The organism is Streptomyces cinnabarinus (assembly GCF_027270315.1).
Taxonomy (GTDB): domain Bacteria; phylum Actinomycetota; class Actinomycetes; order Streptomycetales; family Streptomycetaceae; genus Streptomyces; species Streptomyces cinnabarinus.
In genome coordinates this window covers 3,126,891-3,152,839 of record NZ_CP114413.1, presented here as the reverse complement: position 1 = coordinate 3,152,839, position 25,949 = coordinate 3,126,891, and the positions used below count along the sequence as shown (strand labels likewise).

Below are 25,949 nucleotides of genomic sequence, written 5' to 3'. Positions count from 1 at the left end.
GCTGGTCGCGCAGTTCCCCGCGCCCCTTTACGTAAGTTCACCTTGCCCGTTGTCGAGCAGTTCCCGGAGTTCCTGGACCTCCGCCCTCAGTGCCTCCAGCTGGAGTTGCTTGCTGTGCAACTCCAGGAACACCCTGACCTTCGCCCGTAGCACCCACGGGTCGAAGGGCTTCGTCAAGTAGTCCGCCGCTCCCGTCGCATAGCCGCGGAAGGCATAGCCCGAGTCGTCCTCCGCTCCCGTCAGGAAGATGATCGGGACGTCCTTCGTCTGGTCGAGGCGTTTGATGTTGGCCGCTGTCTCGAAGCCGTCCATGCCGGGCATCCGGATGTCCAGGAGCACCAGGGCGAAGCGGCGGCGCAGGAGGGCCTTCATGGCCTCCTCGCCGGAACGGGCCCGGACCAGCGGTTCGTTGAGGGAACCCAGGACCGCCTCCAGGGCGATCAGGTTGTCCTCCATGTCGTCGACGAGAAGGATCCCGGCGCGCTCTTCGTGTGCGTCTTCGGCGTTCATGGTGCTTCCTCGTCGGCTTCCTCCGGGTCCAGCAGGGCGCAGACGACCGTGAGCAGCCGGTCGACGTCGACCGGCTTGGGTACGTAGTCGTTGGCGCCGCGCGCGATGGACTTCTCGCGGTCGCCGGGCATCGCCTTCGCGGTCAGCGCGATGATGGGCAGGCCCACCCAGCGCGGGGTGCGGCGGATCGCGGCGATGGTCTCGTAGCCGTCCATCTCCGGCATCATGATGTCCATCAGGATGAGTTCGACGTCGGGGTTGCGCTCCAGGGTCTCGATGCCCTCGCGGCCGTTCTCCGCGTAGAGCACCGGCATGCCGACCCGGCCGAGGACATGGGTCAGCGCGAAGACGTTGCGGATGTCGTCGTCCACGATCAGCACCCGCCGCCCGGACAGCACCTGCCCGGCCCGGCCCGACTGCCACTCCTCCAGTTTGGTCGGCGTGGGCCAGCCGTCGTCGATCTCCGGCACCGGGGACACTTGCTCCGGCAGCGCCACGGCGCTTCTGTCGTCGGCGACCGGGTGGCCGGGGCTGACGACCGGGACGTAGAGCGTGAAGGTGGAGCCCTTCCCCGGCTCGCTCGCGGCGACGATACGGCCGCCCAGCAGGCCCGCGATCTCCCGGCTGATGGACAGACCGAGCCCGGTGCCGCCGTACTTGCGGTTGGTGGTGCCGTCGGCCTGCTGGAACGCCTCGAAGATCACCGGGAGTTTCTCCGGCGCGATGCCGATGCCGGTGTCGGAGACCGCGAAGGCGATCACCTCGCCGCCCTCCCGGCCGCCCGCCGGCTCGGGGTCCTTGACCCGGCTGACGCTGAGCTCGACCCGGCCCGAGGCGGTGAACTTGATGGCGTTGGAGAGCAAATTGCGCAGGATCTGCTGGAGCCGCTGCTCGTCCGAGTACATCTCGCGCGGTACGTCCTCGCCCACCGACACCTCGAAGGCGAGGCCCCGGTCGTGGGTGAGCGGGCGGAAGGTGGCGTGGACGTAGTCGAGGAGTTTGATCAGCGGCAGGCGTTTCGGGCGTACGTCCATCCGGCCCGCCTCGATCTTCGACAGGTCGAGGATGTCGTTGATCAGCTGGAGGAGGTCCGAGCCCGAGCGGTGGATCGTCGACGCGAACTGGACCTCCTGGTCGGAGAGATGGCCGTCCGGGTTGTCCGACAGCAGCCGGGCGAGGATCAGGAGGGAGTTCAGCGGCGTCCGCAGTTCGTGCGACATGTTCGCCAGGAACTCCGACTTGTACTGCGACGACGTCGCCAGGAGCGCCGCCTTCTCCTCCAGCTCCGCGTTCGAGTGCTGCAACTCCGCCTGCTGCTTCTGGAGTTCGTCCGAGCGCTCCTGGAGCTGCATGGCCAGGCGCTGGGACTCGCCGAGGAGCGACTCGGTGCGGGAGTTGGCGATGATGGTGTTGATCGCGACACCGATGGTGTTCACGAACTGGTCGAAGAAGGCCAGATGGACATCGGAGAAGCGGGAGAAGGAGGCCAGCTCGATCACCCCGAGGAGCTTGTCCTCGAAGAGGATCGGGATGATCACGATGGTGGTGGGGGCCGCTTCGCCGAGACCACTGTTGATCTTGATGTAGTCCGGCGGGGCCTCCTCGACGAGGATCCGCTGCTTCTCCCGGGCCGCCTGCCGGACCAGTCCGTGCACGGGCAGTCCGCCGGTCTCCACGGTCGCGCCCTGGGCGGCGCCGTAACCGGCGATGAAGGCGAGGCCCTTGGCGGGCACGGTGGTGCGCAGCGCGGGGCCGTCCTCGTCCGGGTCGGCCAGGAAGAACGCGCCGTACTGGGCGTTCACCAGCGGGGTCAGCTCGCGCAGGATCAGGTCGGCGACCTCCATCAGGTCCCGGTGGCCCTGCATCAGGGCGGCGAGCCGGGCGAGATTGGACTCCAGCCAGTCCTTGGCGCGGGTCGTCTCGCGCAGGTTGGCCACCATCAGGTTGATGTTGTCCTTCAGTTCGGCGACCTCGCCGCGTGCCTCGACCGTGATCGAGCGGGACATGTCGCCCTGGGCCACGGCGGAGGCGACCTCGGCGATCGCGCGGACCTGGGTGGTCAGGTTCGAGGCGAGTTCGTTCACGTTGGTCGTCAGGCGCTTCCAGGTGCCGTAGACGCCCTCGACCCTGGCCTGGCCGCCGAGTTGGCCCTCGGAGCCGACCTCTCGGGCCACCCGGGTGACCTCGGAGGAGAAGGAGGAGAGGGTGTCGACCATGGTGTTGATGGCGGTCTTCAGCTCCAGGATCTCGCCGCGCGCGTCCACGTCGATCTTCTTGGAGAGGTCGCCGTTGGCGACGGCGGTGGTGACCTGCGCGATGTTCCGCACCTGTGAGGTGAGGTTGTCGGCCATGTAGTTGACGTTGTCCGTCAGGTCCCGCCAGACGCCGGAGACGCCCAGCACCTGGGCCCGGCCGCCGAGCCGGCCGTCGGTGCCGACCTCGCGGGCGACCCTGGTCACCTCGTCGGCGAAGGCGCGCAGTTGCTCCACCATCGTGTTGACGGTGTCCTTCAGCTCCAGGATCTCGCCGCGCGCGTCGACGGTGATCTTCTTGGAGAGGTCGCCGTTGGCGACGGCGGTGGTGACCTGGGCGATGTTGCGGACCTGCGAAGTGAGGTTCAGCGCCATGAAGTTGACGTTGTCGGTGAGGTCTTTCCAGACGCCTGAGACGCCTCGTACCTGGGCCTGACCGCCGAGGTTTCCCTCGGTGCCGACCTCGCGGGCGACGCGGGTGACCTCGTCGGCGAAGGCGGAGAGCTGGTCGACCATCGTGTTGATAGTCGACTTCAGCTCCAGGATCTCGCCCTTCGCCTCCACGGTGATCTTCTTGCCGAGGTCGCCCTGGGCCACGGCGGTGGAGACCAGGGCGATGTTCCGCACCTGTGAGGTGAGGTTGTCGGCCATGAAGTTGACGTTGTCGGTGAGGTCCTTCCAGACCCCGGACACGCCCCGCACCTGGGCCCGGCCGCCGAGGTTTCCCTCGGTGCCGACCTCGCGGGCGACGCGGGTGACTTCGTCGGCGAAGGCGGAGAGCTGGTCGACCATCGTGTTGATCGTCGACTTCAGTTCGAGGATCTCGCCCTGGGCGTCGACCGTGATCTTCTGGCTGAGGTCGCCGTTGGCGACGGCGGTGGTGACCTGGGCGATGTTGCGGACCTGCGAAGTCAGGTTCGACGCCATGAAGTTGACGTTGTCGGTGAGGTCCTTCCAGACCCCGGACACGCCCCGCACCTGGGCCCGGCCGCCCAGCTGTCCCTCGGTGCCGACCTCGCGGGCGACGCGGGTGACTTCGTCGGCGAAGGCGGAGAGCTGGTCGACCATCGTGTTCACGGTGAGCTTCAGTTCGAGCAGCTCACCGGTCGCCTCGACGGTGACCGTACGGGTCAGGTCGCCACGCGCCACCGCCGTCGTCACCAGGGCGATGTCCCGCACCTGTGCCGTCAGCCGGGCGGCCATGGTGTTGACCGCCTCGGTCACATCCCGCCAACTGCCGGACAGCCCCTGCACCTTGGCGCGCCCGCCGAGCCGCCCCTCGGTGCCGACCTCGCGGGCCACCCGGGTCACCTCGCCGGTGAACAGCGAGAGCTGGTCCACCATCTTGTTCACGGCCCGGCCCAGGCGCCGCAGATCGCCGCGCAACTGCCGGGATCCGTCGTGCAGATCGACCCGCTGGGTCAGATCGCCGCCCGCCACCGCGTCCAGGACCCGGGTCGCGTTCGCCGCCGGGGCGACGATGGCGTCCAGGAGCTGGTTCACGTCGTTGACCCGGGCCGTCCAGGCGCCCTGACCCGGGCTCGCGGCCAGCCGCTCGTCCAGCCGGCCGTGCCGGACGAGCTCCCGTCTGACCCGCTGCACCTCGGAGTTGAAGTGCAGACTGCGGTTCATGATCTGGTTGTAGGCGGCGACCAGCTCCGCCACCAGACCGGTTCCCGGATCGGACACGGTATGGAAGTCGCCGTCCCGAGCGGACGTCATCGCGGCGAGCAGCGGACGAAGATCCGATGCTCGAATCTGTCCGTCTTCGAGCACGCGTGTACCACTGTTCTCACTCATGGCGGCCCACTTCGGTAACTCGGTGCTTATGGGCGTGGCCAGTCTGTCACTCTGTCCGCGTCGACTGAGGCGAATTCGTCCGAACCGTTCCGGGAGCTGTCCATGGGTGCCATTCCGACGCAACGGGAGATCGCTTCCCGTGCCTCTGATGCGCCCGAGGACGCGCCGGTGCCCGAGGTCATGGGCGCGCCGCTGAACGAGCCCGTGCGCCCGCGCGCGTGGAGTTACGCGACCCTGCCCGGGAGCCCCCTCGCGCCGGGCTCCGCCCGCGCACTCGTCCGCGCCGCCCTCACCGACTGGTCCGAACTCGGCCTGTCCGGCACCGAACACCACACCCTGCGCCTGATCGACGACACCGTCCTGGTCGTCAGCGAACTCGTCACCAACGCCGTGGTGCATGCCGGGACGGACGTCGAGCTGGTGTGCCGCGCGGAGGACGGGACCGGCGCGATCGTCGTCGAGGTGTCCGACCGCCACCCCGCGCGCGCCCCGCGCGACGGCGCGGCCGAACCGGCGCACGGCACCCCGGAGTACGGCCGCGGCCTGAGCCTGGTCGCCCGGCTCGCCGAGTCCTGGGGCGTCACCTACCGCACCGGAGTGAAGACGGTCTGGGCCCGGCTGCCCGCCGAGGACGACCCCGAGGAGTTCGGGGCGCACACCGGACCGCGCCCCGGCGCGACAGCGGCGCACACCGGCCTGCGCGGCGCCATACCGGGTCCCGGACCGCGACGGCCCGAACGCGACCGGGACTGGCTCAACCGCGGCGCCCTGTCCTTCCTCGCGGAAGCCTCCGACCTGCTCGCCGGACAGCTCGACGAGAACCTGGTCGCCGCCCTCACCGGGCAGCTGCTGGTGCCCCGGCTCGCCGACTGGTGCGCGGTGTGGCTGGAGGACGAGGTCACCGGGCGCGGCTGGGCGCTGCCCGGCACCACGGGCACCGGGCCCCGGCTGGCCCGGGTCTGGCACGGCAGCGAGAACCGCATCGAGGAACTGCGCCGAGCACTGGAGAAGGAGCCGCCGCGCCCGCCGGACGACCTGCGCTCCGGGCCCGTGCCGCACCCCTGGCCCGGCGAGGCGCTGGGGGTGGCGCAGTCCGTCGGTACGGCCCTGGCGTACCGGCTGATCGCGGGTGGCCGTCCGCTGGGCACGCTGGTGATCGGGCGGGCCGGGCTCACGGGGTTCCCGGACGAGATCACCGGGCTCGTGGAGGACCTGGGCCGCCGGGTGGCGCTGGCCATCGGGGCGGCCCGGCAGTACGCCCGCCAGGCCACCATCAGCGCCGTCCTCCAGCGCGGGCTGCTGCCCGGCGCCGTCGCCGAGATCCCCGGCGTGCGCAGCGCCCTGGTCTACGAGCCCTGTGACAAGGGCGGGCCCAGCGGCGACTTCTACGACCTGTTCCCGGCCGGCGACGGCCGCTGGTGCTTCGCGGTCGGCGATGTGCAGGGCAAGGGCCCCGAGGCCGCGGTGGTGATCGGGCTCGCCCGCCCCTGGTTGCGGCTGCTGGCCCGCGAGGGGTACCGCGTCGCCGACGTCCTCGACCGCCTCAACCAGTTACTCCTGGACGACGCCACGGAGGCCGCCGACGCCGGGGCCCGCGCCCTGGTCGGCCCCGCGGCCCCGGGCGACGGCCCGCAGACGCGCTTCCTGTCCCTCCTCTACGGCGAGCTGGCCCCCTTCGACGGCGGAGTGCGCTGCACCCTCGCCTCCGCCGGACACCCGCTGCCGCTGCTGCTCGGCCCCGACGGGGCCGTCCGTACGGCCGCGCAGCCGCAGACCCTGCTCGGGGTCATCGAGGACGCCACGTACACCAGCGAGACCTTCGAGCTGCTCCCCGGGGACAGCCTGCTGTGCGTGACGGACGGTGTGACGGAGCGCCGGTCGGGATCCCGCCAGTTCGACGACGCCGACGGCCTCGCGACCGCCTTCGCCGGATGCGCGGGGCTCAGCGCGCAGTCGATCGCCGAGCGGATCCGACGCCTGGTGCACGACTTCGGGGGGCGTCCCCCGGAGGACGATCTGGCCCTGCTGGTGCTCCAGGCCGAGTAAGCCGCCGGGTGCTGGACAATGGAAGGCATGCCTTCCGCACTTCCCGACGGTGAGCCGGTCCCCGACGACGGCTCGCTGCCCGCGCCCGCGCTCGCCGGGTCCGCCGACCGCCCCCTGGGCTTCTACCTGCACGTTCCGTACTGCGCGACCCGCTGCGGCTACTGCGATTTCAACACCTACACGGCGACCGAGCTGCGCGGCACGGGCGGGGTGCTGGCCTCCCGCGACAACTACGCCGACACTCTGATCGACGAGATCAGACTGGCGCGGAAGGTCCTGGGCGACGACCCGCGCGAGGTGCGCACGGTGTTCGTCGGAGGCGGTACGCCGACGCTGCTGGCGGCCGACGATCTCGTACGCATGCTGGCGGCGATCCGCACCGAGTTCGGCCTGGCGCCGGACGCCGAGATCACGACGGAGGCGAACCCGGAATCGGTGGACCCGGCGTACCTCTCCCGGCTGCGGGAGGGCGGCTTCAACCGTGTCTCGTTCGGCATGCAGAGCGCGAAGCAGCACGTGCTGAAGATCCTCGACCGCACCCACACACCGGGCCGCCCGGAGGCATGCGTGGCGGAGGCCCGCGCGGCGGGCTTCGACCACGTCAACCTGGACCTGATCTACGGCACGCCCGGGGAGTCGGACGACGACTGGCGAGCGTCCCTGGAGGCGGCGATCGGCGCGGCCCCCGACCACGTCTCGGCGTACGCCCTGATCGTCGAGGAGGGCACCCAGCTCGCCCGCCGCATCCGCCGCGGCGAGGTCCCGATGACGGACGACGACGTCCACGCGGACCGCTACCTGATCGCGGAGGACGTGCTGTCCGGGGCGGGCTTCGACTGGTACGAGGTCTCGAACTGGGCCACCTCGGAGGCCGGACGCTGCCTCCACAACGAGCTGTACTGGCGCGGCGCGGACTGGTGGGGCGCGGGCCCGGGAGCCCACTCCCACGTGGGCGGCGTCCGCTGGTGGAACGTGAAGCACCCGGGCGCGTACGCGTCGGCCCTGGCGGCCGGCCGCTCACCCGGCGCCGGCCGCGAACTGCTGTCGGAGGAGGACCGCAGGGTGGAGCGCATCCTGCTGGAGCTGCGACTCCGGGAGGGGGCCCCGCTCGACCTACTGCGCGAGCAGGGCCTCAACGCCTCCCGCCGAGCCCTGTCCGACGGCCTCCTCCAGAAGGACCCGTACGACGAGGGACGCGCGGTGCTGACCCTGCGGGGACGGCTGCTCGCCGACGCGGTGGTGCGGGATCTGGTGGACTGACCGGGGCCTCAGACCTCGCCGCCGACGGTGACGAAGTCGATCAGCTCCTCCACTCTCCCCAGCAACTCCGGCTCCAGGTCCTTGTAGGACCCGACCCGCTTCAGGATCGCCTGCCACACGGCGCCCGTGTTCTCCGACGGCCAGCCCAGGGCCCGGCAGACGCCCGTCTTCCAGTCCTGTCCGTGGGGGACTTTCGGCCAACCCGCGATGCCCAGCGAGGACGGTTTCACCGCCTCCCAGATGTCGATGTACGGGTGGCCGACGACGAGGGCGTGTTCGCTCGTGACCGACTCCGCGATGCGCCATTCCTTGGTGCCGGGTACCAGGTGGTCCACCAGGATGCCCAGGCGGGCGTCCGGTCCGGGGGCGAAGTCGGAGACGATCGCGGGGAGGTCGTCCACGCCCTCCAGGTACTCCACCACCACGCCCTCGATGCGCAGGTCGTCGCCCCAGACCTTCTCGACCAGTTCCGCGTCGTGGCGGCCCTCGACGTAGATGCGGCCGGCGCGGGCCACGCGCGCGCGTGCGCCGGGGACGGCGACTGAACCTGAGGCCGTACGGGCGGGACGCCCCGGCGCCGACGCCGGCCTCACCAGCGTCACCACTCGGCCCTCCAGCAGGAAGCCCCGGGGCTCCAGCGGGAACACCCGGTGCTTGCCGAAGCGGTCCTCCAGCGTCACCGTGCCCGCCTCGCAGCGGATCACCGCTCCGCAGAAGCCGGTGCCGGGCTCCTCCACCACCAGGCCGGGGTCGGCCGGGACCTCCGGGACGGGCTGGGGCTTCTTCCAGGGAGGGGTCAGGTCGGCGGAGTACTGGCGCATTCGGATGACGATAGGAGAAGCGGAACCCCGGGGACTACGACACGCCGAAACGGGCCGCCAGGGTGTCCCGCTGGCGTCGTACGAACGCCGCGTCCACCACCGCTCCGTGACCGGGCACGTACAGCGCGTCCTCGCCGCCCAGGGCGAGCAGGCGATCCAGGGCGGCCGGCCAGCGGGACGGTACGGCGTCCGGGCCCGCCTGGGGCTCGCCCGACTCCTCCACCAGATCCCCGCAGAAGACGACCTCCGGGGTGCCGGGGACCAGAACCACCAGGTCGTGGGCTGTATGGCCGGGGCCGACGTTCGCCAGCAGGACCTGGCGGCCGGGGCCCAGGTCCAGCGTCCACTCGCCGGAGACGTGATGCCGGGGTGGGACCAAGAGTTCCACCGCCTCGTCCGCCACGCGCGCGTCCAGGCCGTTGCGCACCGCGTCCGCGCGCAGCTCCGCCCGGCCGTGCGGCCCGTACAGCCCATCGATGCCGACGGCGCCGTAGACCTCCGCCCCCGGGAACGCCGAGGCGCCGAGGACATGGTCGAAGTGTGGGTGGGTCAGCGCGAGATGGGTCACATCGTGACCGGTCAGTGCCTCGGCCGAGAGCCGCAGCCGGGCCCCTTCGGCCGGGCTCGACCCCGCGTCGACCAACAGCGCCGTACCCTCTCCGAGGACCAGACCGGCCGTACAGTCCCAGCCCGGCAGCCGGCGGCGGCCCACCCCCGCCGCGAGCCGCTCCCACCCGAGCTCTTCCCAAGTCACCGTCATACAGCGACGCTAACGTCACAGAACCGGCCTTGCCCGGGGCGTACCCCACCGCCGTACACTGGGCTGGTTACAGCTGGCACTCGCACGGACAGAGTGCCAGGCGAGACGCCCCGGGGGACTGGGGGACGACTTCTGGAGGTGCGCGCGGATGCTGAGTGAACGCAGGCTCCAAGTGCTGCGCGCCATCGTCCAGGACTATGTCGGCACCGAGGAGCCGGTGGGCTCGAAGGCGCTGACCGAGCGGCACAACCTCGGCGTGTCCCCGGCGACCGTCCGCAACGACATGGCGGCCCTGGAGGACGAGGGCTTCATCGCCCAGCCGCACACCAGCGCCGGGCGCATCCCGACGGACAAGGGCTACCGGCTCTTCGTCGACAAGCTGGCAGGCGTCAAGCCGATGACCGCGCCCGAGCGGCGCGCCATCCAGAACTTCCTCGAAGGCGCTGTCGACCTCGACGATGTCGTCGCGCGGACGGTACGGCTGCTCGCCCAGCTCACGCGGCAGGTCGCCGTCGTGCAGTATCCGTCGCTCACCCGCTCCACCGTGCGCCATGTCGAGCTGCTCTCGCTCGCCCCCGCGCGCGTGATGCTCGTACTGATCACCGACACCGGGCGGGTCGAGCAGCGGATGGTCGACTGCCCGGCGCCGTTCGGCGAGGCGTCACTGGCCGATCTGCGGGCGCGGCTGAACAGCCGGGTCGCCGGCCGGCGCTTCACCGATGTGCCGATGCTCGTCGAGGACCTCCCCGAGGGCTTCGACATCGAGGACCGCGGCACGGTCTCGGCCGTTCTCTCCACCCTGCTGGAGACTCTGGTCGAGGAGAACGAGGAGCGGCTGATGATCGGCGGCACCGCCAATCTGACCCGCTTCGGACATGACTTTCCCCTCACGATCCGGCCCGTCCTGGAGGCACTCGAGGAGCAGGTCGTGCTCCTCAAGCTCCTTGGCGAGGCCGGGGATTCGGGCATGACCGTACGCATCGGTCATGAGAACGCCTATGAGGGGCTCAACTCCACTTCGGTGGTGTCGGTCGGCTACGGTTCGGGCGGCGAGGCAGTCGCCAAGCTCGGCGTGGTCGGACCGACCCGCATGGATTACCCGGGAACGATGGGAGCGGTACGCGCAGTGGCACGTTACGTCGGACAGATCCTGGCGGAGTCGTAAGTGGCCACGGACTACTACGCCGTGCTCGGCGTGCGTCGCGACGCGTCGCAGGAAGAGATCAAGAAGGCCTTCCGGCGGCTCGCCCGTGAGCTGCACCCGGATGTGAATCCGGACCCGAAGACCCAGGAGCGGTTCAAGGAGATCAACGCCGCTTACGAGGTCCTCTCGGACCCGCAGAAGAAGCAGGTCTACGACCTCGGCGGCGACCCGCTGTCCCAGGCGGGCGGCGGCGGGGCCGGCGGCTTCGGCGCGGGCGGCTTCGGGAACTTCTCGGACATCATGGACGCGTTCTTCGGTACGGCGTCGCAGCGCGGGCCGCGCTCGCGCACGCGCCGGGGCCAGGACGCGATGATCCGTCTTGAGATCGAGCTCGACGAGGCGGCCTTCGGCACGACGAAGGACATCCAGGTCGACACGGCCGTCGTCTGCAACACCTGCAACGGTGAGGGCGCGGCGCCGGGGACCTCGGCGCAGACGTGTGACATGTGCCGCGGTCGCGGTGAGGTGTCGCAGGTGACGCGGTCCTTCCTGGGCCAGGTCATGACCTCGCGGCCGTGTCCGCAGTGCCAGGGCTTCGGGACGGTCGTTCCGACGCCGTGCCCCGAGTGCGCGGGGGACGGCCGGGTGCGGTCCCGGCGGACCCTCACGGTCAAGATCCCGGCCGGTGTGGACAACGGCACGCGGATCCAGCTCGCCGGTGAGGGCGAGGTCGGGCCCGGTGGCGGTCCGGCCGGTGACCTCTACGTCGAGATCCACGAGCTGCCGCACTCGACCTTCCAGCGGCGCGGGGACGATCTGCACTGCACGGTCACGATCCCGATGACGGCGGCGTCGCTGGGCACGAAGGTGCCGCTGGAGACCCTGGACGGCATGGAGGAGGTCGACATCCGACCGGGCACCCAGTCCGGCCAGTCGATCCCGCTGCACGGCCGGGGCGTCACGCATCTGCGCGGCGGCGGGCGGGGCGACCTGATCGTCCACGTCGAGGTCCAGACCCCGACCAAGCTCGACCCGGAACAGGAACGCCTCCTGCGCGAGCTCTCCAAGCTGCGCGGCGAGGAGCGCCCTCAGGGGCAGTTCCAGCCCGGTCAGCAGGGGCTGTTCTCGCGGCTGAAGGACGCGTTCAACGGGCGCTGACGCGAGCTGGGCGGGCTGCTGGGGGTCCGGGGGTCGGCCCCCGGGGAAGCACGGTCAGCCCGGTCAGCAGGGGCTGTTCTCGCGGTTGAAGGACGCTTTCAACGGGCGCTGAGTCCTGGCGTTGCCGCTGGTCTATGCCACACGGACGGGTGGATTCGGACTTGATCGGAGGACGTGACAACATGCCGTCATGTCCTCCGCGCTGACCGATCTTTTTCCCCTTCCGATCGTGCAGGCCCCCATGGCGGGCGGCGTGTCCGTGCCGGCGCTCGCCGCTGCCGTGTCCGAGGCCGGGGGGCTGGGTTTCCTGGCCGCCGGGTACAAGACCGCCGATGGCATGTACCAGGAGATCAAGCAGCTGCGCGGGCTCACCGGTCACCCCTTCGGGGTGAACCTCTTCATGCCGCAGCCGGAGTACGCCGACGCCGCCGCCGTGGACGTGTACGCCCACCAGCTGGCCGGTGAGGCCGGGTGGTACGAGACCGAGCTGGGCGACCCCGACAGCGGCCGGGACGACGGCTACGACGCCAAGCTCGCCGTCCTGCTCGACAACCCCGTCCCGGTCGTCTCCTTCCACTTCGGCGTCCCGGGCCGGGAGGTGCTCGACTCACTGCGCGGCGCCGGAACCTTCACCCTGGTCACCGCCACCACCGCCGAGGAGGCCCTCGCCGTCGAGCGGGCCGGTGCCGACGCGGTGATCGTGCAGGGCGTGGAGGCGGGAGGGCATCAAGGGACCCATCGCGACAACCCCGAGACCGATGGGACGGGGATAGGCCTGCTGTCGCTGCTCGCGCAGGTCCGCGAGACCGTGGGCATCCCCATCGTCGCCGCCGGCGGCATCATGCGCGGCGGCCAGATCGCCGCCGTCCTCGCCGCCGGCGCGAGCGCCGCCCAGCTCGGCACCGCGTTCCTCGCCACCCCCGAATCCGGCGCCCAGGCCGTCCACAAGCAGGCGCTGACCAACCCCCTGTTCGTGCGCACGCAGTTGACCCGGGCCTTCTCCGGCCGCCCCGCACGCGGCCTGGTCAACCGGTTCATGCGCGAGCACGGCCCGTACGCGCCCGCCGCCTACCCGGAGGTCCACCACCTCACCTCGCCGCTGCGCAAGGCGGCCGCCAAGGCGGGCGACGCGCAGGGCATGGCGCTGTGGGCGGGACAGGGCCACCGGATGGCCCGGGAGCTGCCCGCGGGTCAGCTGGTGGAGGTCCTGGCGGCCGAACTCGCCGCCGCCGGGACAGCGTTGTCGGAGTGTCGGGAAGGCGGTGCGGTGCGATGACGGCCCCGGTGTTCGTCGTCGAGCGGCTCGACGCGGGGCCCGGTGGGCAGTACGTCCTCGACGGCCCCGAGGGACGGCACGCGGTCTCCGTGAAGCGGCTGCGCTCCGGCGAGGAGGTCGTCCTCACCGACGGCGCCGGACGCTGGGCGGAGTGCGTGGTGCTGGCCGCCGAGGGCAAGGACCAGCTGGTTGTACGGGTGGACTCGGTCGCTGAGGAGCCCGAGCCGCGGCCCCGGATCACCGTCGTGCAGGCCTTGCCCAAGGGCGACCGCGGTGAGGTGTCCGTCGAGACGATGACCGAGGTCGGCGTCGACGCGATCGTGCCGTGGTCGGCGTCCCGGTGCATCACGCAGTGGAAGGGCGAGCGCGGACTGAAGGCGCTCGGCAAATGGCGGGCCACCGCCCGCGAGGCCGGCAAGCAGTCCCGCCGGGTCCGCTTCCCCGAGGTCGCCGACGCGGCGACGAGCAAGCAGGTGGCGGCACTTCTCGCCAAGGCCGACTTCGCCGCCGTGCTCCATGAGAGCGGAACCGAGCGGCTGGCCGCCGCCGAACTGCCCGCGGACGGGGAGATCGTGCTGGTGGTCGGGCCCGAAGGGGGCGTGTCCCCCGAGGAGTTGGCGCTGTTCGAGGAGGCGGGGGCGCGGCCGTACGTGCTCGGGCCCACCGTGTTGCGCACCTCGACCGCCGGCACCGCGGCGGCCGCCCTGCTCCTCGGCCGCACCGGCCGCTGGGGCTGACCGAGGGAGACCGCCGTGGAACTCGCCCAGGTCCGGCTGCTGGTCAGCGACTTCGCCGCCTGCTACCGCTTCTACGCCGATGTCCTCGGCCTGAAGCCGCAGTCGGGGGCGGCCGAGGGGCCGTACGAGAAGCTCAGCCCGGCCACCGGGTCGGCGGGGATCGCGTTGCAGGACCGGGCGGCGATGGCCGAGTGGCTGGGTGAGCTGGACGACACGGCCACCGGGCACCGCTCGCTGGTGGTACTGCGGGTGGACGACCTGGACGACTACTGCGCGCGGATCACCGAACGCGGGGCGGTGATCGTGCACGGCCCGGCATCGCTGACGGAGCGGATGCGGGTCGCCCATCTGAAGGACCCCGAGGGCAATCTGGTGGAACTCCAGGAGTGGCAACTGCTCCTCGGCTAGCAGGTCTTGGACTCTGGGTGGGTGGCGGGGAGGAGCTGGACGTCCTCTCTGCGGACCGCGAAGGACTCCTGCTGCTTCTGCCCGTTGCCGCGTTCCGGGTCCCACAGCCAGATCCAGTCGGCGGCCGTGCCGAAGGAGACCACCGGGTGGTCGGTGGGGGCCGGGCCGTTGTCGACCGCCAGGGGCTTGTCCGGGTCCACCGGGGTCACGCAGACGAAGTGGGCGTAGACGCCGAAGTAGTCCGGCGGGCGGGTGCCCTCGCGGCCGACGTTCTCCGCGGCCCGGCCCGCCGCGCTCGCCGCGTTCCGGGTGCCGATGCCGATCGCGGTCAGCGCGAAGACCACCCCGAGCAGGGTGGCCAGCACCACGGCGAAGAGCCGGTTGCTGCCGTCCCGGCCCAGGTGGAAGTGGCGCAGCCAGCCGACGACCGCCACGAAGAACACCGCGCTGCCCAGGGCGAGTCCCATGGGCTCGGCCGCCGCCAGATACCTGCCGAGGGTCGAGGTGGGCACCGCGTCCGCGCGGATGTCGAAGCGGTCCAGGTACGCGGCGTGCATCTGGCCGCCCAGCCAGCCCACCATCGACCACAGCACCGGCACCGACAGCGGCACCAGCCAGGCCGCGTGCCGGGTGAAGAAGGTGCGGCGCACCGCGAGGACCACGCCGGCGCCGGTGAACAGGCCGAAGACGCCGAGCAGCATCCCGAGCAGCAGCTGCCGGGGCTCGCTGTCCTGGCCCAGCAGCGCACCGAAGGCCGCCAGCGCCGTGGTGCCCGCGATCCCCACCGCCCACTGGACCGCGGTACCCCGTGCCCGGGTCTCCTTGGCCGTCCGGCCCAGCGGCAGTGCGCCCGCCGTGCTGAGCAGCGCGGGCAGCAGCTGCCAGGCGCCCTCGGCCCAGGCGACGTACATCCCGCAGACGATCGCGGCCAGCAGTCCCGCCACGGACGCGCCCAGCCACACCAGCCGGACCCGGCGCTCGTGCGGGCTCTCGTCGCGCGGCGGGTCCGCGTCCGAGTGGCCCGGCACCCGCAGCGCGTGCGCCGCCGGGTCGAAGGGGCGCCCGCCCAGGTCGCGCGCCGCCAGCTCGGCCTCCGCCTCCTGCCGGGAGTCCGGCCCCGCCGGTACGGTCACCGCGCGCTGCTCGTCCGCCCCGCCCAGCCGGATCCACACCCGGCCCAGGGTCGGGCCCGCGCGGTGCACGTAGTACGTCGTCCTGGCCGGGCGTTCGTGCTCGACGAGGGCCGTGTCCCGCACCCAGGCGCCCAACTCGGCCTGCTTGACGAGCCGTTCCACCTCCATGGTGGCCGTGCGCAGGGCGCCGAGCCGGGCGCCGTGCAGCCGGACCTCGACGACGAGCGTGGTGCGGTGGGCGACGGCGGTCGCCTCCTCGTCCCGAGCCGGGCGCACGGCCCAGCCGCGCTCCTCGAACAGGTCGGTGACATACGCCACTTCGTCCGGCTGGTCGACCACGTCGACGAGCATCCGCACCCGGCGCCTGCGCGGCGGCGCGGGCGGTCCGGCCGGTGGCTCGGCCGGTGGCTCGGCGCTCTGTCCGGGCTCGTCGGGGACACGTGGTCCGGGCAGGATGCGGGGCGTGCGGATCCGCGGCGGTGTCAACGGTCCTCCGGTGCGGCGGCAGTTGGGCGGCACTCGATTGTGACGTGCGGGAGTCCTGAGTGACCGTATGCGCTCTACCGCGCCGGGCCGGACAGTGGCAGGCTGCCCTCCATGGGGGTGTTGAGGCGGATTTGGGTTCACCCGCGCGGGGCACGAGTGGCTGGTGCGGCGGGACTGGTCGTGCTCGCCGTCGGCGGGGCGGTCGCGTGCGAGGGCGGAGGCATGAGCGCCGCGACCATCGCGTGGACCACCGATCAGACGGCCACCCGGGAGCTGGAGCGCCAGAAGGCGGAGGTCCAGTGGCTCACCTGCACCGCCTCCTACGGCGACAAGGGCGACGGGTCGACGCCGAGCGCGGGCGAGCAGACGGTGGCCGAGGTCGACTGCACCGGTAAGACCGAGGACGGCAAGGACATCACCGTCGACGGTGCCGTCACCCGCGCGACCGACGGCAAGTGTGTGCGCGGACATCTCACCGCCAAGGTGGGCGACAAGGTGTGGTTCGAGGTCGACGGGCTCGGCGACTGCGAGGGCACGCCCTCACCGGTCTCCCCGCCCAGCGGCGGCGCCGAGCAGCCGGGGCCCACGGTCACGGTGACCGTCACCAAGACGCTGTGGTGCAAGCAGGATCCGCAGTGCTGGCCCGAGGGCAAGTGAGCCAGTGATCGCAAACCCCTTACTCAGGGTCACGTGTCTGCGTAGGGTGACCGGGTGACCCAGCCTGCCGCGTATCTCCGGTTCCCGCATCTGCACGGCGAGTTGGTCGCCTTCACCGCCGAGGACGACGTCTGGCTCGCCCCCCTGGACGGCGGCCGGGCCTGGCGGGTCAGCGCCGACAACATGCCGGTCACCCTGCCGCGGATCTCGCCCGACGGCACCACCGTCGCCTGGACCTCCACCCGCGACGGCGCCCCCGAGGTGCTCATCGCCCCGGTGGAGGGCGGCCCCGCCACCCGGCTGACGTACTGGGGCGCCCGGACCCGGGTCCGCGGCTGGACCCCCGACGGACAGGTCCTCGCCGTCAGCAACCAGGGCCGGGCCAGCCGCGACCGCACCTGGGCGTACGCCGTCCCGCTCGACGGCGGACCGGCCACGACCCTGCCGTACGGGATCGTCGGGGACGTGGCGTACGGGCCGCACACCGTGCTGCTGTCGGCGGTGATGAGCCTGGAGGCGGCGTACTGGAAGCGGTACCGGGGCGGCCGGGCCGGGAAGCTGTGGATCGACCGGGACGGGCAGGGCGAGTTCGTCCGGCTGCACGAGGAGCTGGACGGGAACATCGAGTACCCGGTCTGGGCCGGTGACCGCATCGCCTTCCTCAGCGACCACGAGGGCGTCGGCGCCCTCTACTCCTCCCTCGCCGACGGCTCCGACCTGCGCCGCCACACCCCCGCCGAGGGTTTCTACGCCCGGCACGCCGCCGGTGACGGCACCCGTGTCATGTACGCGTCGGCCGGTGAACTGTGGCTGCTGGACGACCTGGACGGCGCCGAGCCGCGCCGCCTGGACATCCGGCTCGGCGGCCAGCGCACCGACCGCCGCCCGCACCCGGTCAACGCCGCCCGCTGGTTCGGCGCCGCGGCCCCCGACCACACCGGCCGCGGGAGCGCGGTCCTCGTCCGCGGTTCCGTGCACTGGGTCACCCACCGCTCAGGACCCGCCCGCGCCCTGGCCGCCGAACCCGGCGTACGGGCCCGAAAGCCCCGCACCTTCCGCGTGGAGGGGGAGGAGTGGGCGGTGTGGGTGACCGACGCCGAGGGTGACGACGCGCTGGAGTTCGCCCCCGCGACCGGGCTCGCCCCGGGCGCCACCCCGCGCAGGCTCGCCGCCGGGCAGCTCGGCCGTGTTCTGGGCCTCGCGGTGGCCCCCGACGGCAGCCGGGCCGCCGTCGCCTCGCACGACGGGCGCGTGCTGCTCGTCGAGCGGGAGACCGGCGAGGTCCGCGAGGTCGACCGCAGCGCCGACGGCGACGCCTCGGGACTGGTCTTCTCCCCGGACTCGGCCTGGCTGGCCTGGTCGCACCCCGGACCGAGCCCGCTCAGCCAGCTGCGGCTGGCCAACACCACGGACCTGTCCGTCACCGAGGCCACGCCGCTGCGCTTCCAGGACTACGCGCCGGCGTTCACCCAGGACGGCAAGCACCTCGCCTTCCTCTCCGCCCGCTCCTTCGACCCGGTCTATGACGAGCACGTCTTCGACCTGGCCTTCGTGGCCGGTTCCCGCCCGTACCTGATCACGCTGGCCGCGACCACGCCCTCGCCGTTCGGACCGCAGCGGCACGGGCGGCCCGTCGACGCGCCGGACAAGGACGAGACGCCCGACGGCGAGGGCACCCCGACCACCCGGATCGACCTCGAAGGGCTCGCCGACCGGATCGTGCCGTTCCCCGTCGAGGCCGCCCGCTACACCCACCTGCGCGCCGCCAAGGACGGCGTGCTCTGGCTGCGCCACCCCGTCACCGGTGAACTCGGCGCCTCCCGCGCCACCCCGGAGGACACCGACCCCAAGTCCGACCTGGAGCGCTACGACCTGGTCCAGCGCCGCGTGGAGCATCTGGCCGCCGACGCCGACCACTTCGAGGTCAGCGGCGACGGCAAGCGCGTCCTCCTCTGGACGAACGACCGCCTGAAGGTGGTCCCCAGCGACCGGCGCGCCCCGAACGACGACGACAGCGACGCCAACATCACCGTCGACCTCGGCCGGGTACGCCACCTCGTCGACCCGGCCGCCGAGTGGCGGCAGATGTACGAGGAGACCGGCCGCGTCATGCGGGACCACTTCTGGCGCCCCGACATGAGCGGAGTGGACTGGGCCGGGGCCCTCGACCGCTACCGCCCGGTGCTGGACCGCGTGGCCACCCACGACGACCTGGTGGACCTCCTCTACGAGGTCCAGGGCGAACTGGGCACCTCGCACGCCTACGTCGTCCCGCGCGGCGGCTCCGGCGGCGGACCCCGGCAGGGCCTGCTCGGCGCGGACATCTCCCGCCGCGAGGACGGCACTTGGCGCATCGACCGCATCCTCCCCTCGGAGACCTCCGACCCCCAGGCCCGCGCCCCGCTCGCGGCACCCGGGGTCGCGGTCCGCGCGGGGGACGCCGTCGTCGCGGTCAACGGAGTCCCGGTCGACCCGGTGACCGGACCCGGCCCCCTGCTGGTCGGCACGGCGGGCAGGCCCGTCGAACTGACCGTGTCCCCGGCGGGCGGCGGCGAGCCGCGGCACCCGGTGGTGGTTCCCGTGGCCGACGAGGAACCCCTGCGCTACCACGACTGGGTGGCCGGCCGCCGGGCCTACGTCCACGAGCACTCCGGCGGCCGCCTCGGCTACCTCCACGTCCCCGACATGCAGGCCCCCGGCTGGGCTCAGATCCATCGCGACCTGCGCGTCGAGGTGGCCCGGGAGGGCCTCGTCGTCGACCTCCGCGAGAACCGCGGCGGCCACACCTCACAGCTCGTCGTGGAGAAGCTGGCCCGGCGGATCGTCGGCTGGGGAGCGCCGCGCGGCATGCGGCCGTACACCTACCCGGACGACGCCCCGCGCGGCCCGGTCGTGGCCGTCGCCGACGAGTTCTCCGGCTCCGACGGCGACATCGTCAACGCGGCCATCAAGGCCCTCGGCATAGGCCCGGTGGTGGGCACCCGCACCTGGGGCGGCGTGATCGGCATCGACAGCCGCTATCGCCTGGTCGACGGCACCCTGATCACCCAGCCGAAGTACGCGATCTGGCTGGAGGGACAGGGCTGGGGCGTGGAGAACCACGGGGTGGATCCGGACGTGGAGGTCGTGCAGCGCCCGCAGGACCATGTGGCGGGCAGGGACACCCAGTTGGACGAGGCGATCAGGATCGCCCTGGAGTCGTTGGAGGAGCGTCCGGCGAAAACTCCGCCGACGATTCCCACCTGAGGGGCGCGGGGAACTGCGCGACCAGCCACAAATCACCCGCACCCGCCGACGATACGATGCCCCCCGAATCATCAGGCGCACCCTCGGAAAGGAACCGCACATGCCGGGAGAACCGCAGGAGGACTGCCTGTTCTGCAAAATCGCAGAGGGCCACGTCCCCGCAACAATCGTCCGCGAGACCAAGACCACCGTCGCGTTCCAGGACATCAACCCCCAGGCCCCGGTCCACATCCTGGTGATCCCCAAGGCCCACTACCCGAACGCCGCGGAACTGGCCACCGCCGCCCCGGAACTGGCCGCCGACGTACTCCGGGAGACCAAGGAGGTGGCCGACGAGCAGCAGCTCGACTCCTACCGCGTCGTCTTCAACACCGGAGCCGGCGCAGGCCAGACCGTCTTCCACGCCCACGCCCACGTCCTCGGCGGCCGCGGCATGCAGTGGCCCCCCGGATAACCAGCCATGTCCGTACGCGAACTCGTCGTCCTCGGCACCGCCAGCCAGGTCCCGACCCGGCACCGCAACCACAACGGCTACCTCCTGCGCTGGGACGGCGAGGGCATCCTCTTCGACCCGGGCGAGGGCACCCAGCGCCAGATGCTGCGCGCCGGGGTCGCCGCCCACGACCTGAACCGGATCTGCGTCACGCACTTCCACGGCGACCACTCGCTCGGCCTCGCCGGGGTCATCCAGCGGATCAACCTCGACAAGGTGCCGCACGAGATCACCGCGCACTACCCGAAGTCGGGCCAGCGCTTCTTCGACCGCCTGCGCTACGCGACCGCGTACCGGGAGACGGTCGGAATCCAGCAGGCACCGGTCGACGAGGACGGCGACCTCGCGACGACCGCGACGTACACCCTCCAGGCGCGCAAGCTCTCCCACCCGGTCGAGTCCTACGGCTACCGCCTCGTCGAGCCCGACGGCCGCCGGATGCTCCCGGACCGGCTCGCCGCGCACGGCATCAAGGGCCCGGACGTCGGCCGGATCCAGCGCGAGGGCGCCCTCGGGGACGTACGGCTGGACGACGTCAGCGAGGTGCGCCGGGGCCAGCGTTTCGCGTTCGTCATGGACACCCGGCTCTGCGACGGCGTGCACGCCCTGGCCGACGGCTGCGACCTCCTCGTCATCGAGTCGACCTTCCTCGACGAGGACACCGACCTCGCCGTCGAGCACGGCCACCTCACCGCCGGGCAGGCGGCGCGGGTGGCGCGGGACGCGGGCGTACGGCATCTGGTCCTCACGCACTTCAGCCAGCGCTACTCCGAGCCCGACGAGTTCGAGCGCCAGGCGCGGGCCGCCGGATTCGAGGGGGAGCTGACGGTGGCACACGATCTTCTGCGGGTGCCGGTTCCGAAACGTCGGTGAAACGCCCGTACGATACTTTGATGCCCCTCCCGAAAGCAGAACTGCACCTCCACATCGAAGGCACGCTGGAGCCCGAGCTGGCCTTCGAGCTGGCCGCGCGCAACGGCGTCGAGCTGCCGTACGCGACCACCGACGCGCTGCGCGAGGCGTACCGGTTCGAGGATCTGCAGTCCTTCCTGAACCTGTACTACGAGCTGATGGCGGTGCTGCGCACCGAGCGGGACTTCGAGGACCTCGCCAACGCCTACCTCGCGCGGGCCGCCGCGCAGGGTGTGCGGCACGCGGAGATCTTCTTCGACCCGCAGGCGCACATCGCGCGCGGCGTCGGCATGGGAACGGTCGTCGAGGGGCTCTCCAGGGCACTGGACCGCAGCGAGGAGAACCACGGCGTCTCCACCCACCTGATCCTCTGCTTCCTGCGCGACGAGTCCGCCGAGTCGGCCCTCGCCACCCTGGACGCGGCGAAGCCGTACCTGGACCGGATCATCGGTGTCGGCCTCGACTCCGCCGAGGTCGGGCACCCGCCGGTGAAGTTCCGCGAGGTCTACGAGACCGCCGCCGCCCTCGGCCTGCGCCGCGTGGCCCACGCCGGGGAGGAGGGCCCGCCGGAGTACATCACCGAGGCCCTGGACATCCTCGGCGTGGAGCGCGTCGACCACGGCCTGCGCTGCATGGAGTCACCGGACCTGGTCGCCCGCCTGGCCCGCGACCGAGTCCCGCTGACGCTCTGCCCCCTGTCGAACGTCCGCCTGCGCACGGTGGACACCCTGGCGGACCACCCGCTGCCCGCGATGCTCGAAGCGGGCCTGCTCTGCACGGTCAACTCCGACGATCCGGCGTACTTCGGCGGCTACGCGGACGACAACTTCACCGCGGTACGAGAGGCCCTCGGCCTGAGCGAAGAACGCCTCCGTGAGCTGGCCCGCAATTCGTTCCTGGCGAGCTTCCTGGACGACGACGAGGAGAAGCGGGCGGGCTATCTGGCAGAGGTGGAGAACTACGCGTTCTGAGGTACCGGTCAGGGGCGCGGGGCTGTGTCGAATTGCGGCTCCGTCGCGTGGGCGCGACAAGCCACAGTCAACCCGCACCCGCCCGGTCAAGCAGCAGTCGCAGCCTCGTAGGCGTGCTCTTCGACAGGAATCTCCACCACAGGCAATGTCGACCGGCCCGCCCGGAGAGCAACCACGGTCATGGGTACGGCGATCACCAACAGCCCCACCGCCAACACCGCCCCCATCACTGGGAAGCCCGCCTGGGCCGAGAGAACACTGCCCGTGAGCGGCCCGGCCGCCGTACCCAAGGACGACGCGGACCCGACCAGCACCGCCCACCGCCCCCGTCCGTCCAAAGACGCCGCAAGCTCGATGACGTACGACAACACGATCGGATAGAGCGCGTTCCAGGCGATCTCCCCGCCCGCGAACGTCGCAAGATCCCGGGCCGACGCACTCACCGCGATACAGACAGCGATAACCGCCGTACCCGCGCCGATGGGGACCGCGAGGCCCAGCCTCGGCCCGAGCGCACCAGCCACGACCACGCCCAGCAGCCCCGCCCCCAGCGCCACCGCGAACACCACACCCACCGTGACCTCGCTCAACCGCGCCTGGCTCAGCCCGATCCGCCCGCTGACCCCCCACAGGGAGTTCTGCGCGAGGGACCAGAACATCAGGGCGCCGGCGAGGACCAGCCCGGAGCGCAGCTGGGGGAGCCGGCCGGTCTCGTGGCGGACCCGGGCGCCCGGACCCGAGACACCAAGGCGACCCGTCAGCGGCCAGACCAGCAGCGCGGTGAGCGCGATCGCGGCGAACGGCAGCCCATGGCCGGGCCCGAGCCGCGGCACCGTCAGATACACCGCACCCGCGAGCGCGGAGACACCGAGCAGCCCGTACGTCGTGACCCGGTGCGGATCCGGCCGCCCCGCGATCCCGGTCGCGGCGACAGCCGTAGCCGTCCCGGAGCCGAAGCCGCCGATCAGGGCGCCCGCCACGACGGCCGGGACGGAGTGGGTCAGCGCGGCCCCGCCGTAGCCGACGACCGCGAGCGTGAGGCCGAGGCGGGCCAGCAGGCGCGGGCCGATCCGGTCGACGCGCGAGGCGAGCAGGAACCCGGCCGACGCCGAACTCAGCAGCAGCGCACTGCCGATGGCGCCCGCCTGGGTGGCGGTGAGGGGGAGCCCCGAGTCGAGGCGGCCGACGGTGGTCGGGAGGAGATACGGGGCGAGGTACCCGGCCGTGAAAAGGGCGACGAGGGGCCAGGGCAGGGTGGTGCGGGCGGACACGGGCGTTCCCAGGGCGTGCGAAAGGAGCGGCTCAGAAAGGGGGAAGGGCGACGACCGTCGACGGACAGGAACGCGCGGGCAATTTGTATCAAGCGGGGGCAGGCGCGAAGAAGGGGGGAAGGTGTGATCCGGGGCACATTCTGTTTGGGGTGTAACCCAGTGGGTAAACGCCGCCGCTCCCGCTCCCGCCAGGCGCCGAGCCAGTGACGTCGGTGCGGACCCGGCGGACCCGGCCATTGACGCCTCGCCGTTCGCATACCTAACCTTCGTTTATATATATGGATGGCGTCTGCATGGGGAGATGGATGACGGTGGTCCTCGATTCCGAAGCGCTGGCGGGCGGGGTGCTGTCCTTCCCGCTGACGAGCTTTCACGACGACGGCTCCCTGGACCCCGACGGCTTCCGCGCCCATGCCGCCGCGTGCGTCGCGGCCGGCCCCGGCGCACTCTTCCCCGCCTGCGGCACCGGCGAGTTCTTCTCGCTGGACGAGGAGGAGTACCGGACGGTCGTCTCCCTCGCGGTGCGGGAGGCGGGCGGGCGGCTGCCCGTGATCGCCGGTATCGGTTACGGCTGGGCGCAGGCCGTACGGTTCGCGCGCATCGCCGAGGAGGCGGGCGCCGACGCCCTGCTCGTCCTGCCGCACTATCTGGTCGCGGCGCCGCAGGAGGGGCTCGTCAAGCAGGTGGAGCACATCGCCGCCCGGACACAGCTGCCGCTGATCGTCTACCAGCGCGGCCAAGTCGCCTTCACCGCCGACTCGTTGCGCCGGATCGCCGCCCTGCCGACCGTCATCGGGCTCAAGGACGGCCACAGCGACCTCGACCGGCTCCAGCGCCTCACGCTCGCCGCCCCCGAGGGCTTCCTGTTCTTCAACGGCGCCGCCACCGCCGAGATCCAGGCCCGCGCCTACGCCACCGTCGGCGTCCCCGCCTACTCCTCCGCCGTGCACGCCTTCGCACCCGAGATCGCGACCGCCTTCTTCACCGCCCTGCGCGCCGGCGACGAGCAGACACTGGAGCGGCTGCTGCGCGACTTCTATGTTCCGCTCGTCGAACTCCGCGACCGGGCGCCCGGATACGCGGTGTCCCTGGTGAAGGCGGCGGCGCGGCTGCGCGGCCGCTGGGTGGGCCCGGTGCGCGCCCCGCTCACCGACCCCTCGGCGGCCGACCTGGCCGACCTGAGGTCCCTGCTCATCACCGGCCTCGACCTCGTAGGAGCCGCCCTGTGAACCTCACGATCACGGACGTCCGGCTGACCCCGATCCTGATCGCCGACCCGCCCCTGCTCAACACCCAGGGCGTCCACCAGCCCTACACGCCCCGGCTGATCGTGGAGGTCGAGACCGCCGACGGGGTCACCGGCGTCGGGGAGACGTACGGCGATACCAAGTACCTGGAGCTGGCCCGGCCCTTCGCCGAGAAGCTGATCGGGCGTCAAGTCGGCGATCTCAACGGCCTGTTCACGATCGCCGAGGAGGTCGCCGTCGACGGCTCCCGGGTCTCCGGACAGGTCGACGTCGGCGGCCTGCGAGGCGTCCAGACCGCCGACAAGCTGCGGCTGTCCGTGGTCTCCGGCTTCGAGGTGGCCTGTCTGGACGCGCTCGGCAAGGCCCTCGGGCAGCCCGTGCACGCGCTGCTCGGCGGCAAGGTGCGCGACTCGGTCGAGTACAGCGCGTACCTGTTCTACAAGTGGGCCGGGCACCCCGAGGGCGTGCCGGCCGAGCGGGACGACTGGGGCGCCGCCGTGGACCCGGCCGGGATCGTGGAGCAGGCCCGGAAGTTCACCGAGCGGTACGGCTTCACCTCGTTCAAGCTCAAGGGCGGGGTGTTCCCGCCGGACGAGGAGATCGCGGCCGTACGGGCGCTCGCGGCGGCCTTTCCCGCGCATCCGCTGCGGCTCGACCCCAACGGTGCCTGGTCGGTGGAGACCTCGCTGAAGGTGGCGAAGGAGCTCGGGGACGTCCTGGAGTACCTGGAGGACCCCGCGCTCGGCACCCCGGCCATGGCCGAGGTCTCCGCCGGGACCGACGTGCCGCTCGCCACCAACATGTGCGTGACGACGTTCGCCGAGATCAAGGAGGCGTTCGGGCGGGACGCCGTGCAGGTCGTGCTCTCCGATCACCACTACTGGGGCGGGCTGCGCAACACCCAGCACCTCGCCGCGATCTGCCGCACCTTCGGCGTCGGGGTGTCCATGCACTCCAACACCCACCTCGGGATCTCCCTGGCCGCGATGACGCAGGTGGCGTCCACCGTGCCGAACCTCCATCACGCCTGTGACTCCCACTACCCGTGGCAGTCGGAGGACGTGCTGACGGAACGGCTGCGGTTCGAGGGCGGGCGGGTCGCCGTATCCGACGCCCCCGGCCTCGGCGTGGAACTCGACCACGACCGGCTGCGGTTCCTGCACCAGCGGTGGCTGGACGACGACGGCACCCTGCGGGAGCGCGACGACGCGGCGGCCATGCGCGTGGCCGAACCGGGGTGGGTCACACCGAGCGTGCCCCGCTGGTGACCCGATGACGCCGCCCCGGGTGGCACGCCAGGGAGCTGCGGTGGTCTGACGCGACGGGTGGTCCCGGTGCGACCGGCGGCGTGTTGTCAGTGC

Annotated in this window: 20 protein-coding genes; 14 read left to right on the top strand and 6 right to left on the bottom strand. The window is 71.9% G+C overall.

From position 1 onward, the window contains the following. Positions 1 to 27: 27 nt before the first annotated feature. Entirely contained in the window at positions 28 to 510 is a 483-nt protein-coding gene (locus tag STRCI_RS14205) for a response regulator (protein WP_269659300.1), read from the bottom strand. After that, positions 507 to 4,484, bottom strand: coding sequence for a HAMP domain-containing protein (locus STRCI_RS14200; protein ID WP_269664548.1), 3,978 nt, complete (start codon positions 4,482 to 4,484; stop codon positions 507 to 509). Before STRCI_RS14200 ends, STRCI_RS14205 begins: the two co-directional genes overlap by 4 nt. A gap of 180 nt (positions 4,485 to 4,664) precedes the next feature. Here STRCI_RS14200 and STRCI_RS14195 point away from each other — a divergent pair, with 180 nt between their 5' ends. Together STRCI_RS14195 and hemW are read left to right on the top strand one after the other, a co-directional pair. Continuing rightward, positions 4,665 to 6,608 (top strand): ATP-binding SpoIIE family protein phosphatase, encoded by a 1,944-nt coding sequence (locus STRCI_RS14195; protein WP_269659299.1) that lies wholly within the window; start codon positions 4,665 to 4,667, stop codon positions 6,606 to 6,608. A gap of 27 nt (positions 6,609 to 6,635) precedes the next feature. Further along, a complete protein-coding gene (gene hemW, locus STRCI_RS14190; protein ID WP_269659298.1) occupies positions 6,636 to 7,868 on the top strand; it encodes a radical SAM family heme chaperone HemW in 1,233 nt (410 codons plus the stop codon). 8 nt (positions 7,869 to 7,876) lie between these two features. Here the strand turns inward: hemW and STRCI_RS14185 are convergent, their stop codons facing one another. Together STRCI_RS14185 and STRCI_RS14180 are read right to left on the bottom strand one after the other, a co-directional pair. Beyond that, entirely contained in the window at positions 7,877 to 8,689 is an 813-nt protein-coding gene (locus tag STRCI_RS14185; protein WP_269659297.1) for a DUF3097 domain-containing protein, read from the bottom strand. Positions 8,690 to 8,723: 34 nt separating this feature from the next. Beyond that, positions 8,724 to 9,449, bottom strand: a complete 726-nt coding sequence (locus tag STRCI_RS14180; protein ID WP_269659296.1) for an MBL fold metallo-hydrolase — start codon at positions 9,447 to 9,449, stop codon at positions 8,724 to 8,726. Positions 9,450 to 9,597: 148 nt separating this feature from the next. On the opposite strand from STRCI_RS14180, the gene hrcA reads away from it, so the two are divergent. The 5 genes from hrcA (at position 9,598) to STRCI_RS14155 (ending at position 14,172) form a co-directional block, all read left to right on the top strand. Continuing rightward, complete coding sequence (gene hrcA / locus STRCI_RS14175; RefSeq protein ID WP_015660456.1) at positions 9,598 to 10,614, top strand: heat-inducible transcriptional repressor HrcA; 1,017 nt, start codon at positions 9,598 to 9,600, stop codon at positions 10,612 to 10,614. Then, positions 10,615 to 11,751 carry a molecular chaperone DnaJ gene (dnaJ, locus tag STRCI_RS14170; RefSeq protein ID WP_269659295.1) on the top strand — a complete coding sequence of 379 codons (1,137 nt, stop codon included), beginning with the start codon at positions 10,615 to 10,617 and terminating at the stop codon, positions 11,749 to 11,751. It begins immediately after the preceding gene. Between the two features lie 190 nt (positions 11,752 to 11,941). Beyond that, complete coding sequence (locus STRCI_RS14165) at positions 11,942 to 13,027, top strand: nitronate monooxygenase (RefSeq protein WP_269659294.1); 1,086 nt, start codon at positions 11,942 to 11,944, stop codon at positions 13,025 to 13,027. Further along, the gene (locus STRCI_RS14160; protein WP_269659293.1) at positions 13,024 to 13,764 is read left to right on the top strand and encodes a 16S rRNA (uracil(1498)-N(3))-methyltransferase; all 741 of its coding nucleotides are present in this window, start codon (positions 13,024 to 13,026) and stop codon (positions 13,762 to 13,764) included. The genes STRCI_RS14165 and STRCI_RS14160 overlap by 4 nt, the downstream gene beginning before the upstream one ends. A 15-nt stretch (positions 13,765 to 13,779) precedes the next feature. After that, complete coding sequence (locus tag STRCI_RS14155; protein WP_269659292.1) at positions 13,780 to 14,172, top strand: VOC family protein; 393 nt, start codon at positions 13,780 to 13,782, stop codon at positions 14,170 to 14,172. On the opposite strand, the gene STRCI_RS14150 is transcribed toward STRCI_RS14155, so the two are convergent. Next, positions 14,169 to 15,791, bottom strand: coding sequence for a hypothetical protein (locus STRCI_RS14150; protein ID WP_269659291.1), 1,623 nt, complete (start codon positions 15,789 to 15,791; stop codon positions 14,169 to 14,171). The genes STRCI_RS14155 and STRCI_RS14150 overlap by 4 nt on opposite strands. 111 nt (positions 15,792 to 15,902) lie before the next feature. Here STRCI_RS14150 and STRCI_RS14145 point away from each other — a divergent pair, with 111 nt between their 5' ends. The 5 genes from STRCI_RS14145 to STRCI_RS14125 all read left to right on the top strand — a co-directional run bounded on the left by STRCI_RS14145 (position 15,903) and on the right by STRCI_RS14125 (position 22,070). Further along, positions 15,903 to 16,448 carry a hypothetical protein gene (locus STRCI_RS14145; RefSeq protein WP_269659290.1) on the top strand — a complete coding sequence of 182 codons (546 nt, stop codon included), beginning with the start codon at positions 15,903 to 15,905 and terminating at the stop codon, positions 16,446 to 16,448. 54 nt (positions 16,449 to 16,502) lie between these two features. Beyond that, entirely contained in the window at positions 16,503 to 19,694 is a 3,192-nt protein-coding gene (locus STRCI_RS14140; RefSeq protein ID WP_269659289.1) for a S41 family peptidase, read from the top strand. Between the two features lie 100 nt (positions 19,695 to 19,794). Next, on the top strand, positions 19,795 to 20,148 hold the full coding sequence (locus tag STRCI_RS14135; protein ID WP_269659288.1) for a histidine triad nucleotide-binding protein: 354 nt from the start codon (positions 19,795 to 19,797) through the stop codon (positions 20,146 to 20,148). Positions 20,149 to 20,154: 6 nt separating this feature from the next. Beyond that, positions 20,155 to 21,060, top strand: a complete 906-nt coding sequence (locus tag STRCI_RS14130; RefSeq protein WP_269659287.1) for a ribonuclease Z — start codon at positions 20,155 to 20,157, stop codon at positions 21,058 to 21,060. A 20-nt stretch (positions 21,061 to 21,080) separates the two neighbouring features. Continuing rightward, the gene (locus tag STRCI_RS14125) at positions 21,081 to 22,070 is read left to right on the top strand and encodes an adenosine deaminase (RefSeq protein ID WP_269659286.1); all 990 of its coding nucleotides are present in this window, start codon (positions 21,081 to 21,083) and stop codon (positions 22,068 to 22,070) included. 86 nt (positions 22,071 to 22,156) lie between these two features. Here the strand turns inward: STRCI_RS14125 and STRCI_RS14120 are convergent, their stop codons facing one another. Next, the gene (locus STRCI_RS14120; RefSeq protein ID WP_269659285.1) at positions 22,157 to 23,341 is read right to left on the bottom strand and encodes an MFS transporter; all 1,185 of its coding nucleotides are present in this window, start codon (positions 23,339 to 23,341) and stop codon (positions 22,157 to 22,159) included. A gap of 305 nt (positions 23,342 to 23,646) precedes the next feature. Between STRCI_RS14120 and STRCI_RS14115 the strand changes: the two genes are divergently transcribed. After that, complete coding sequence (locus tag STRCI_RS14115; protein WP_269659284.1) at positions 23,647 to 24,570, top strand: 5-dehydro-4-deoxyglucarate dehydratase; 924 nt, start codon at positions 23,647 to 23,649, stop codon at positions 24,568 to 24,570. Beyond that, entirely contained in the window at positions 24,567 to 25,856 is a 1,290-nt protein-coding gene (locus STRCI_RS14110) for a glucarate dehydratase family protein (protein ID WP_269659283.1), read from the top strand. The genes STRCI_RS14115 and STRCI_RS14110 overlap by 4 nt, the downstream gene beginning before the upstream one ends. The last annotated feature ends 93 nt before the right edge of the window (positions 25,857 to 25,949 follow it).